The sequence below is a fragment of the Thermoclostridium caenicola genome, assembly GCF_900142095.1.
Classification (GTDB): Bacteria; Bacillota; Clostridia; order DSM-8532; family DSM-8532; genus Thermoclostridium_A; species Thermoclostridium_A caenicola.
In genome coordinates, this window is the sequence record NZ_FQZP01000003.1 from 66,892 (window position 1) to 78,574 (window position 11,683).

Here is an 11,683-nt window from a genome sequence, read left to right on the forward strand (position 1 = left end):
ACACTCCTTTTCAAAATACATTGCCTGTATTGTCAGATAACGGAAGGCGATCTGCATTGGGAAATAAAAGTCGATATATATGCGACAGGGATGAGAAACGGCGGGAACGGAGCGGGAAAAGGAGTACACGCATTCCATAGGAAGGCTTTTCGGCAGACATGCAAGATGCGCTGACAAAATAAAAGGGAAGGGACACAAATACGGCCGTTCCCTTCCGCTGTTTACCGCATGACCATCTTTAAAAATCATGTCCGTCAGTATTTATCCGGCATGTTTTTTTTCAGGTCCTCTATGTTATCGTATTTTCTCAGGGTCTTGATGATGGTTTTGCTGGGATTTATGTAGACGACCGGATCGTCATGCTCGCCTGCCTGTGTGTCGACTTCCAGCTCGGAAGCTTCCCTTTCAAAATCAAAGGAGGGATTGTATTCCTCAATGCTCCTGCTGGCATCGAGGCGGATCCATTTCCCGATTTCCTCGATGTAAACGGCGTTGAAGCCATGAACTATCAGGCGCTTGCCATCCGAGTCATCCTGGTCCTTTCTGATCTGGTAGCATAACCCGCATGGAATCCCGGCTGCCCGCATGAGGGCGGCCAGCAGATGGGCCTGTGCATAGCACGTGCCATGTCCTTTTTCCAGCACTTCCGATGCCTTGATCGTGATGCTGGTTGCGTTGATCTGGAAAGAGTGAAAGATCTGGTCCCTTACGAATTCATATATTGCCTGTGCCTTGGAAATATTGTCCTTCAGGCCATCCGTGATTTGTTCAACCGCCTCTTCTATAAGCGGGTCGTCATAGTCGATGATATCGTCGTGTCTTAGGTAATCGTCCAAATCCGGCCTTTCAGGCCACGGGTCGGGCATCATTTCCATCTCCTTGGGCTCAGAATAAGGAGGCAAGCCATCTCAACGGATGCTGACTTGTCCTTCCCTAAATAGTATGCTACCAAACTTCCGGGTATGTTGCAAGCGTTACGGGATATCGGGCTTTCCCATCTGGAAAAATAAGTGCTATAATGATTGGTAAATGTGAGGATTAAAGGGTGCGCCGTCGCGCGCATTTGGGATTCCTGCCGGGAAGGGAGCATATGGCTTTGTCAGGGAGGCAAAAAGTAATCCGGGAGATCATCGGTTGGCTGATGGTCGTTCTGATACCGCTTGTAATGGTCTTTTTTCTTAATATGAAGGTTTTCGCCATATCGGTGGTGGACCAGTATTCCATGAACAATACGCTTTACAAAGGAGATCTGGTTTTCTACAACCGTATCAATTACAATATCAACACCATTGAGCGTGGAGATATCATTCTTTTTCTGGACGGCAAGATTAAGGATGGTTTCATAAGCGAACTGTCCATCAAGATCCAGGACTTGCTGGATAATTTCAGGCCTGAGACACAGCGCGTAAACACACGCCTGGTCAAACGGGTCATTGGCCTTCCCGGCGATGTCATTGATATTCGTGACGGTGAAGTCTATATTAATGGTGTGAAGGAAACCGGGGACTATGTGCATGGCGTGACACCTCCGTTTTCCGGCGAATACCCCCTTACGGTGCCCCCGGGAAAACTGTTTGTCATGGGCGACAACAGGGAGATCAGCAAAGATAGCAGGAGTTATGGTTGCATCGACGCACGATCGGTGGAAGGCAAGGCCGTCTTGATCCTATGGCCGCTGTCGCGTATAGGCAAACCCGACTAAAAAACGAGTGAGGTTGTCATATGGAGTTGGAAAATTCTAAACCCAGATTGCCCAATCCCGGCGATTCCGGGCTCATGTATTCGCTTGCCGCCATCCTTTTTGTCTTTGCCGGCGGTCGTCTGGCCCGGCTGGGACTTCCGGCCGACCTTTACATCATCCTGTCCGAGATTCTGCTGATTGCACTGCCGCCTTTTCTTATGGCGCGGGCGAAAAATTTCCATATCGCTTCCACGTTCCGCCTGAAAAAGCCCAGGGCAGTTGAGGTGCTCCTGACAGTTTTGCTTGGCCCGCTGGTGATCATAGCGGGGGCCTGCGCAGGGATGATCGCCCTGATTATCATCAGGAACACGTTCGGCTCTATCTCGCTGGATACCGGTATTACAACGGTGATGGAGAAGGGTGTCCTGTGGTCCCTGTTCCTCATCGCAGTCGTCCCGGCGGTCTGCGAGGAAATCCTTTTCAGGGGGTTGATCCAGAGAGGACTTGAAAAAATGGGAGCAGGTTGGTCCATTGCCCTCAGCGGCCTTCTCTTTGGGTTGTTCCATTTTGATTTTCAGCGTTTTGCCGCCCAAACGCTCATCGGCGTGGTTGCCGCCTATGTGGTTTACCGGACCGGCTCGATCTTTAACGGCATGATCCTTCACTTTATGAACAACGGCCTGCTGACGCTGCTGAGCCTGAACATGCCCGGTGTGCCAAACCCCAATCCCATGCCGCAGCCAGTTACCGATCCGTTCAGTACCCCGGAATTTGCGGAACTGGCTGAACTCTACGGCATGTCCCTGGACGAGCTTTTGAATGCTGCAATCCTGACCCTGACCGTCGTCTTCCTGTTCACCCTGGTGGTTATCTTTGGCCTCATTCTGGCTCTTCGTGCCGCCACAAGGAACAGGGTGGAAAAACCTGAGCGGGAGAAGGGAGCCGGTCGGGGATTATGGCTGGGAATTCCCGGGCTGGTTTTGGTCCTGACGGTTTACGCGTCCATCGGGCTGAGGCTGATGAACCATCCCGCAGGAACCCAAATCCTCCGCTTTTTGGGGCTGTAACCCGAAACGGGTTTAATACGTTTCATATGTGGCAATACTAGATGCAATTGATAACGAGGGAGAAAACATGCTGGTTGCGGACAAATGGACACAGTACAGGATACTGGATGCAGGTGACGGGGAGAAGGTGGAGTACTGGAACGGCTATATCCTGAGAAGACCCGATCCCCAGGTAATTTGGCCCTGGAGCAAACCGGCCAGGGTGCGTGAAGACGTCCATGGCATTTATCACAGGAGCAAAAGCGGCGGCGGTCAGTGGGAGTTCAGAAAACCCCTGCCCGAAAGCTGGACCATCACCTATGGAAAGCTCAAATTCAGGGTGGAGCCCACGGGATTCAAGCACACGGGCCTGTTCCCCGAGCAGGCGGTCAACTGGGACTGGATGATCCGCACTATCCAGGGGGCGGGAAGGCCCATCAATGTCCTCAATCTTTTTGCCTATACAGGGGGAGCCACCTGTGCCTGCCTGTCGGCGGGTGCCTCGGTCTGCCATGTGGACGCTTCAAAGGGCATGGTGAGCTGGGCAAAGGAAAACATCGGCCTCTCGGGATTATCTGAAAGGCCGGTACGCTACATTGTGGACGACTGCATCAAGTTCGTCCAGCGCGAGATCCGGCGCGGCAGGACCTACGATGCGGTTATCATGGATCCGCCGTCCTACGGCCGCGGACCTGGGGGCGAGGTATGGAAACTGGAGGACGCGCTCTATTCCCTGGTGGATCTGCTCACCAACGTGCTGTCGGAGAAACCGCTGTTCTTTCTTTTGAACTCCTATACTGCCGGTTTTTCCTCGCGGGTGTCGGCCAATATCCTGGAAATGGCGTTAACGGACAAATTCGGCGGAAAAGTGACTCACGGCGAGGTTGGTCTGCCCATTGCCGACACAAACCTGGTGCTTCCCTGCGGCACATTCGCCAGGTGGGAGGCTTAAGTCGAGGAAGGAATAGAAGCTGCGTGCATTATGTGGTATAATATCATGAAAACTTTTTCACAATGTTTTCTGACATATCTTCATCATGGAGGGAAGGAATCGGATTAATGGAAAGCGGCTTGGTTTTTGAACAGGTGATTCAGGCATTGCAGGAGAAAAAGGCGCAGAACGTTAAAGCGATTGATATCAGTGAACTGACGACCATCGCGCAGTATTTTGTCATATGCAGCGGAACGTCGGTGACCCATATCAAGACGCTGGCCGATTTTGTGGAGGAAAAGCTTCTGGAGAGCGGCGTGCACTGCCTGCACCGCGAGGGCTATAACAGCGCACGATGGATTTTGCTGGATTACGGTGATGTGGTGGTCCACATCTTCCATGAAGAAGACAGGGAATTCTATGGACTTGAGCGTCTCTGGCAGGACGGAAAACCTGTTCCCCTGGCCGAGACCCAGGTTGCCAAAGCCTGATAAGTGCTCAAATCCGCTTATCATAAACGGAAATCCGGCAGCTGCAGGATACCCCGGATAAGAATCGCAAATCTATGCTTGGGAGGCATATAGAATGGCATATTCAACGGAGATAGACAGGAAATGGCAGAAAAAATGGGAAGAAACACAGATCTACAAGTTTGACAAAAACAACATGGAAAAGAAGCTCTACTGCCTGGAGATGTTTTCCTACCCATCAGGCGCGAAGCTCCATGCAGGCCATTGGTTCAACTTCGGTTTGACCGATTCCTGGGCCAGGATGAAGCGCATGCAGGGGTATAACGTGTTCCATCCCCAGGGCTTCGACGCATTCGGGCTCCCGGCCGAGAACTATGCCATCAAGACCGGCATACACCCCAAGGATTCCACCATGCAGAACATTGCTACCATGGAAGAGCAGCTCAAAAGGATGGGTGCCACCTTCGACTGGGATTACGAGGTGATCACCTGCCTGCCCGAGTACTATAAGTGGACCCAGTGGATCTTCCTGCAGCTTTACAAGCATGGTCTGGCCTACAGAAAAAACGCGCCCGTGAACTGGTGCCCGAGCTGCAAGACCGTTCTGGCCAATGAACAGGTCATCGATGGCTGCTGTGAGCGCTGCAATTCGGAAGTGACCAAAAAGAACCTGACCCAGTGGTTCTTCAAGATCACCCAGTATGCCCAGGAGCTTCTGGACTGTCTGCCGCAGCTGGACTGGCCGGAGAAGACCAAGAAGATACAGACCAACTGGATCGGCCGCTCCGAGGGCGCCGAGATTGAATTCCAGGTGGCCGGAACCGATTTGACCTTCAGGGTGTTTACCACCCGTGCCGACACGCTTTATGGCGTGACCTATGTGGTCCTGGCTCCGGAACATGAGCTGGTGGATAAAATCACCACCGACGACTGCCGTCAGGCTGTTGAGGATTACAGGGAGGCCGTAAAGAAGGTTTCCGAGATTGATCGTATGTCCACCGTGAGGGAAAAGACCGGTGTATTCACCGGGGCTTATGCCATCCATCCGCTGACGGGTGAAAAGGTGCCCATCTGGATTGCCGATTATGTCCTGGCAGGTTACGGCACAGGCTGCGTTATGGCGGTGCCGGCCCATGACGAGCGCGACTATGAGTTTGCGACCAAGTACAACCTGGAGATCAGGCGTGTCATCAAGGGTGCCGAAGGCGTTGACGACGCGCTTCCGTTTACCGAGTACGGGATCCTGACGGGAAGCCGGGAATTTGACGGCTATACCTCCGAGGAAGCCAGGATCGCCATTGTCAGGGAGCTGGAGGGCATGAACAAGGGCGAGCTTAAGGTTACATACCGGCTTCGTGACTGGCTGGTTTCCAGGCAGCGCTACTGGGGAGCGCCCATTCCCATCATCTATTGCGACAAGTGCGGCACGGTCCCCGTTCCCGAGGATCAGTTGCCGGTGGAACTGCCCTATAATGTGGTATTCACTCCCGACGGGGAATCGCCCCTTGCCAAGTGCGAGGAGTTCGTCCATACCACGTGTCCCTGCTGCGGCGGCCCTGCCAAAAGGGATACGGATACGCTGGACACCTTCGTGTGCTCATCCTGGTATTATCTGCGGTATCCCGACAACAAGAACGACAAGGAACCCTTCAACCGCGAACTGATCAACAGGATGCTGCCGGTTGACAAGTATGTGGGCGGAGCCGAGCATGCCGCCATGCACCTTCTGTATGCCCGGTTCTTTACCAAGGCCCTCCGCGATATGGGTTACCTGGATTTCGATGAACCCTTCCTGTCCCTTGTCCACCAGGGAACCATCCTGGGCGCCGACGGGCAGAAGATGTCCAAGTCCAGGGGCAATACCGTATCACCGGATGAATACATTGAAAAGTACGGTTCGGACGTATTCCGCATGTACCTGGCCTTCGGCTTCTCCTATGTGGAAGGCGGTCCCTGGAGCGATGAGGGCATCAAGGCCATGGATCGCTTCATCGCACGGGTTGAAAGGCTCATTACGAAGTTTGCTTCCGAAAAGGACACAAAGGGAAGTGATCAGTTCGGGCCCAATGAGAAGGAACTGAACTATATCAGGCATTATGCCATCAAGAGCGTTACCGAGGATACCGAGGTCTTCCAGTTCAATACGGCCATTGCGCGCCTGATGGAACTGATCAATGCCCTTTATAAGTATGATGCGCTGGAGAACCGGAACATGACGCTCATGGAAGAGACCATCCGGGATGCCATCCTGCTCATGTCCCCCTTCGCCCCGCATTTCGCCGAGGAGATGTGGGAACGGATGGGTTATGACTATTCCGTGTTCAACCAGCCCTGGCCTTCCTATGACGAAAAGGCCCTGGTACGGGATGAAATCGAGATGGCTGTCCAGTTCAACGGCCAGGTCAAATACAAGATCAATGTGCCGCGTGATGCCGACAACCAGCAGATCGAGCAGGCGGCATTGTCCGATGAACGAGCCGCTGGTTATATTGGCGGAAGAAACATTGTGAAGGTCATCGTGGTAAAAGGGCGGCTGATCAATATCGTGGTCCAATAAGGCCGGATATCGGCACCTTTCTGTCAGTCCCGGCATGGCACAGGGCCTGAAATACTGCGATTCGCCGGCAAGGAGGGGGTTTCTTTGGATCAGGGCTTCAAATACATGGTGATTGCTGCCTTTACTTACCTGATCTTTCTCTGCGTGATCAGGCTGGTGCTGGGCAAGCAGTACAAGGCGAAGTCCTTCCTGATCGATATCATCGGAATACTGGCGGTCTTTGGGAGTCTTATTGTTGTCAAATACAAAAGCGCTCTCAAACTGCCCGAATTCCTGGTGTATGTGCTGCCCTTCCTGCTGACCGTTTTGCTTCCGCCCCTGGCTTTGAAGATGAACAGCGACCAGATACTGAAATATCTTGTGCTGAGCGTCTTGGCCGTCCCCGTTATCCACCTGTTCTTTGCTTTCTTTATTGGATGGGGCGACCTGTTGCCGTTTATCCGAATACCGTCGTTATGGACGCTGTAAGGAATCCAATCCGCCATGCCTTGACACAGGTAGGGCGGATTTTATATAAATAGCTATATATTTCAGAGGAAACGCGTGGTGATCGTTTGTTCCAGGAAAACACGGACCAGGTAAGGCTTCTGCAGCCGGCCGTGCTGGCTTTTGTCGGGGATGCCGTATTTAATCTTTTTATCAGGGAAAGACTAGTGAGGAGAAAACAGGCATCCTCCCATCAGCTCCATATCGATGCGACCAGGTATGTGAAGGCTGCTTCACAGTCCAGGATAGCCAGGGAGATGCAAAAGGATTTCAATGAAGATGAAGCCTTCGTCTTCAGGAGGGGACGGAACGCCAAATCCACAACCATCCCCAAAAACGCCAACGTGCAGGATTACCATTATGCGACGGCTTTTGAGGCTGTTTTGGGTTATCTGTATCTGACCGGTCAGACCGAAAGGCTGGACACTTTCCTGGAACAGGCCGCATCCATCATAGAAAATGACGAAACGGAGAATCAGCATGAGTAAACGGGAAGGAAGAACAGGCAGAAAAAAGGTACAGAAATATGAGCCGTTTTATGAAAAAGCCGGAAAAAGAGGGAGAAGGGGCGAAAAGGCAACCTCGAGGAGCGGCGTTGACGATTTCCGGGATGCCTCCTGGGAAACAGAGGATGATGTTGAGGAACGGGAGGATCGGGTCGAAGGGCGCAGGCCGGTCTTGGAGGTTTTGCGGTCCGACCGCCCGGTCAACAAGATCTTCATCGAGAAGGGGAACCCGGATCCCACCCTGGCCCGCATTGCGGCTATGGCACGGGAAAAAGGCGTACCCATCCAGTATGTGGACAAAAGAAAGCTGGATATGATGTCTCTTGCCCGAATCCATCAGGGCGTTATCCTGGATGCCGCCGTCAAGGAATATGCAGAGGTGGAGGATATCTTAAGGATCGCCGCCGAGCGGGGCGAGGACCCGTTCATTGTCATCCTGGACGGCATTACCGACACCAATAATTTCGGTTCCATCATCAGAAGCGCCGAATGTGCCGGTGCCCATGGCATCATCATCCCGAAGCGGCGTTCAGCAACCCTGAATGCCACGGTGGCCAAGGTTGCTGCCGGCGCACAGGAGTTCATCGCCATTGCCCGGGTAGGGAACCTTGCCCATGCTATCCGGGAACTGAAAGCGAAAGGCATATGGATGGCCGGAGCGGATCCCGAGGGGGACAAGGCTTACTATGAAGCCGATATGAAAGGGCCCATAGGCCTCATCATCGGCAGCGAGGGAGAAGGAATCAGCCGGGTTATCAGGGATCAGTGCGATTTTCTGGTGAGGATCCCCATGAAGGGGAAGATATCATCCCTGAACGCCGGTGTTGCTGCCGGTCTGCTCCTGTTTGAGATCGCAAAGAGCAGGAGCGTGTGACGCAGGCACAGGCTTTGATTGGAATCTGGCCCACGGGCTGATGATGTGCACCTTAACCGGTGAGAAATGAGCGGGCAGCCGGATGGAAACCGGCCGCCCGCTTTTCAGTATGTGAAGCGGAAATCCAGGTACCTGACCAGTTCGTCGATCCTGCAGTCGAAGTTGTAAACGAAGGGTTTGTCAGAACTGTCCAGGATCAACACGAAGGGCGGCTCTTCCTTGGTAAAGATAACATAGATTTTGTCAATGGTGGCATTGATGAACTGGTTCCGTACCTTCAGGGCAGGATTGACAGGGATCCTGACAATGTACCCTTTTTCGGGGAACGGCTGGACCTTGGCATAAAGACCCGTAATGCTGTTGATGATCTGCTCGGCCTGTTTCTGTACCGCGTCCGTGGTCTTCAGCTTTTTGACCACCTTCCCCTTGCTGATGTCAAAGATCTGTATTTCGTCACTGCTCTCGGTTGCAGGTTTCGTGGTTTCCAGGATCTCGCCGGATACGGCTACCTCCCTGTAGCGCAGCATGTTTACCAGCGCATCGTAGTTTTCGGTATCCTGTTCCCCGAAGATCTGGAAAATGCCAAGGGAGACCAGGAATACGGCCAATATGGCAGCTGCCAGCCACTTCAGCTTTCTTTTGCTGATGCTGATAATGATCATATACACCACCCCTTAATCATATCCGGGAAACGGCTTGTACTATGACAGCTATTTGAACGAAAGGTATGTCCGGGACACCTGCAAATTTTTATTGACGCAAAACGATGTAATTGATATAATGATGCCACTTTATGGGGAACTGTGGATTCAGGGGTGTTTCAACATGGGGTTGGAATACCCTTTTATCTATAGGACTTCCTGCCGCGTCAGGTGGGCGGCATCAGGCAACTGACCTGTTCACAACCCTGTTGAGAGGAGAGAAGTGCCCGTGGAAAGTTTTGGCGTATACGTATTCAATGATGCGGTGATGCAGGAGCGCCTTCCCAAGGCGACATATAACCAGCTGAGGAAGACCATCGATCAGGGAACCAGCCTGGATCCCCAGGTGGCCGAGGTGGTCGCCAGCGTGATGAAGGATTGGGCTGTTGAAAAGGGGGCGACCCACTATACCCATTGGTTCCAGCCCATGACGGGGATTACGGCTGAAAAGCATGACGCTTTCATCACCCCCACGGGGAATGGAAAGGCCATCATGGAGTTTTCCTGGAAGGAGCTGGTGAAGGGCGAGCCCGATGCTTCGTCATTCCCGTCGGGCGGTATCCGCTCAACCTTTGAGGCAAGGGGCTATACAGCCTGGGACTGCACTTCGCCGGCCTTTGTCAAGGATGGCACACTGTACATCCCCACCGCGTTTTGCTCCTATACAGGTGAAGCCCTTGATCTGAAAACGCCGCTTCTTCGTTCCATGGAGGCTATCTCAAGACAGGCCGTGCGCATTCTGAGACTCTTCGGCGATACCGCCGCAAAAGCCGTGCGCACCACGACAGGGGCCGAGCAGGAATACTTTCTGGTTGACAAAGAACTCTTTTTGAAGAGAATGGACTTGTTCTACACGGGCCGGACCCTGTTCGGGGCAAAGCCGCCCAAGGGCCAGGAACTGGATGATCACTATTTCGGTGCGCTGAAGAAGCGGGTGGCCGAGTTCATGCATGATCTCGACGAGGAGCTCTGGAAGCTTGGCATACCGGCCAAGACCAAGCACAATGAAGTTGCACCCGCCCAGCATGAGCTGGCCCTGATCTTCGATACCAGCAATATTGCCACCGATCATAACCAGCTGACCATGGAGATCATGCGCAAAGTGGCAGACAGGCATGGATTGGTGTGTCTGCTCCATGAAAAACCCTTCAAGGGCATGAATGGATCGGGCAAACACAACAACTGGTCCCTTTCAGCCAACGGAAGGAACCTGCTGGAGCCGGGCCGCACACCTGGCGAAAACGCCCAGTTCCTGATCTTCCTCATGGCCGTTGTGAAGGCCGTGGACGAATACGCCGATCTTCTCCGCCTCTCTGTGGCCAGCGCCGGTAACGATCACCGGCTGGGAGGCTATGAAGCGCCCCCTTCCATTCTCTCGGTCTACCTGGGGGATGAGCTGACCGAGATTATTGAGCAGATAGAAACCGGGATGGTAAGGGACAACGGCAGGCAGCAGATGCTGGATATCGGGGTCCTCACGCTCCCGGTACTGCCCAGGGATGCCACCGACCGGAACAGGACATCGCCCTTTGCCTTTACGGGTAACAAGTTTGAGTTCCGCATGGTGGGATCCTCCCAGTCCATCGCCATGCCCAATTTTGTCCTGAACACCATTGTTGCGGAAGCCCTGTCGCAGATCGCGGACCGGCTGGAGCAGGCAAGCGATTTCCAGGCTGAAGTCAATGCGGTAGTGAAGGAAATGATCAAGCAGCATAAGCGCGTCATCTTCAACGGCAACAACTATTCCGAGGAATGGGTGGCTGAGGCCGAAAGAAGAGGGCTTCCCAATTTTAAGACCACGGTGGATGTCATACCGGCACTGCTCGAGGAGAAAAACATCCGGCTTTTTGAGAAGCACCATGTGTTATCCGAGACCGAGGTCCGTTCCCGCTACGAGATTTACCTGGAGAGCTATGTGAAGACCGTCCGCATTGAAGCCCTCACCATGATAGAGATGGTCATGAAGCAGATCCTGCCTGCGGTCATGAAGCATATGAAACAGGTGGCCGATACAGTGGCATCCCTGACAAAAGCGGGCGCCGACGCAAGTGCGTTCAAGCGGGATCTGGATACGGTGGTCGGGCTGTCCAACAGCCTGAGGGAGAATACGGGCAGGCTTTCCGCCGAGGTGGAGGCCCTGGATGCCGAAGCCGGGAACGGGAACTCGCTGAATCATGCCCGGGCCTATAAGGACAGGATCCTTCCCCTCATGGAAGCGGTGCGGGCTGATGCCGACAGGCTGGAGGAGATTGTGGATGGAAGCCTCTGGCCCTTCCCTACATACGGCGAACTGCTGTTCAGGGTGTAAGTCCGGCGCCTGAGATGATGGACGTGAGCATCACAAGCACGGACGTAAGCCTATTTAACCAAAGATACGAGGAAGATGGGCGGCTGAACGCGCTTTGCGAAGTCAAGCCGCCTTTTCTTATGC

The 11,683-nt window shown here is 53.4% G+C and carries 11 protein-coding genes; 9 read left to right on the forward strand and 2 right to left on the reverse strand.

The genetic code is table 11. The features are described 5' to 3' along the window. Positions 1–254 precede the first annotated feature (254 nt). A complete protein-coding gene (locus F3H12_RS01695; protein WP_188118314.1) occupies positions 255–866 on the reverse strand; it encodes a transglutaminase-like domain-containing protein in 612 nt (203 codons plus the stop codon). Positions 867–1,090: 224 nt separating this feature from the next. On the opposite strand from F3H12_RS01695, the gene lepB reads away from it, so the two are divergent. From lepB to rlmB, 8 genes are all read left to right on the forward strand, one after another. Continuing rightward, positions 1,091–1,702 carry a signal peptidase I gene (gene lepB, locus F3H12_RS01700; RefSeq protein WP_149677618.1) on the forward strand — a complete coding sequence of 204 codons (612 nt, stop codon included), beginning with the start codon at positions 1,091–1,093 and terminating at the stop codon, positions 1,700–1,702. 20 nt (positions 1,703–1,722) lie between these two features. Continuing rightward, positions 1,723–2,748, forward strand: a complete 1,026-nt coding sequence (locus tag F3H12_RS01705; protein WP_149677619.1) for a type II CAAX endopeptidase family protein — start codon at positions 1,723–1,725, stop codon at positions 2,746–2,748. 67 nt (positions 2,749–2,815) lie between these two features. Next, the gene (locus tag F3H12_RS01710) at positions 2,816–3,679 is read left to right on the forward strand and encodes a class I SAM-dependent methyltransferase (RefSeq protein ID WP_149677620.1); all 864 of its coding nucleotides are present in this window, start codon (positions 2,816–2,818) and stop codon (positions 3,677–3,679) included. Between the two features lie 107 nt (positions 3,680–3,786). Next, positions 3,787–4,149, forward strand: a complete 363-nt coding sequence (gene rsfS / locus F3H12_RS01715; RefSeq protein WP_149677621.1) for a ribosome silencing factor — start codon at positions 3,787–3,789, stop codon at positions 4,147–4,149. A gap of 94 nt (positions 4,150–4,243) precedes the next feature. Continuing rightward, entirely contained in the window at positions 4,244–6,685 is a 2,442-nt protein-coding gene (leuS, locus tag F3H12_RS01720; protein WP_149677622.1) for a leucine--tRNA ligase, read from the forward strand. Positions 6,686–6,769: 84 nt separating this feature from the next. Next, positions 6,770–7,153 carry a hypothetical protein gene (locus F3H12_RS01725; RefSeq protein ID WP_149677623.1) on the forward strand — a complete coding sequence of 128 codons (384 nt, stop codon included), beginning with the start codon at positions 6,770–6,772 and terminating at the stop codon, positions 7,151–7,153. 86 nt (positions 7,154–7,239) lie between these two features. Then, positions 7,240–7,659, forward strand: coding sequence for a Mini-ribonuclease 3 (locus tag F3H12_RS01730; RefSeq protein ID WP_149677624.1), 420 nt, complete (start codon positions 7,240–7,242; stop codon positions 7,657–7,659). After that, a complete protein-coding gene (rlmB, locus tag F3H12_RS01735) occupies positions 7,652–8,551 on the forward strand; it encodes a 23S rRNA (guanosine(2251)-2'-O)-methyltransferase RlmB (RefSeq protein WP_149677625.1) in 900 nt (299 codons plus the stop codon). Before F3H12_RS01730 ends, rlmB begins: the two co-directional genes overlap by 8 nt. Positions 8,552–8,655: 104 nt before the next feature. Here rlmB and F3H12_RS01740 read toward each other — a convergent pair whose 3' ends face one another. Continuing rightward, entirely contained in the window at positions 8,656–9,213 is a 558-nt protein-coding gene (locus tag F3H12_RS01740) for a hypothetical protein (RefSeq protein WP_149677626.1), read from the reverse strand. A gap of 307 nt (positions 9,214–9,520) precedes the next feature. Here F3H12_RS01740 and F3H12_RS01745 point away from each other — a divergent pair, with 307 nt between their 5' ends. Continuing rightward, positions 9,521–11,560, forward strand: coding sequence for a glutamine synthetase III family protein (locus tag F3H12_RS01745; RefSeq protein ID WP_149677668.1), 2,040 nt, complete (start codon positions 9,521–9,523; stop codon positions 11,558–11,560). The last annotated feature ends 123 nt before the right edge of the window (positions 11,561–11,683 follow it).